Source organism: Paenibacillus etheri (assembly GCF_001012825.1).
GTDB lineage: Bacteria > Bacillota > Bacilli > Paenibacillales > Paenibacillaceae > Paenibacillus_AQ > Paenibacillus_AQ etheri.
This window is the reverse complement of record NZ_LCZJ02000103.1, coordinates 1-220: the sequence shown is the minus strand read 5'-3', so window position 1 is coordinate 220 and position 220 is coordinate 1. Positions and strand designations below refer to the sequence as shown.

The following is a 220-nucleotide window of genomic DNA, read 5'->3' as shown; positions in this document are numbered from 1 at the left end:
ATGAGCATATCGCTCTTTTCAATACTAATTGGAGAGTTTGATCCTGGCTCAGGACGAACGCTGGCGGCGTGCCTAATACATGCAAGTCGAGCGGAGTTGTTTTGAAAGCTTGCTTTCAAAACAACTTAGCGGCGGACGGGTGAGTAACACGTAGGCAACCTGCCCCTTAGACTGGGATAACTACCGGAAACGGTAGCTAATACCGGATAATTTCTTTCTT

1 rRNA gene is annotated in these 220 nt (G+C 47.3%); it reads left to right on the top strand.

From position 1 onward, the window contains the following. Positions 1 to 25: 25 nt before the first annotated feature. Positions 26 to 220 (top strand): 16S ribosomal RNA (locus UQ64_RS29745); the annotation flags it as partial.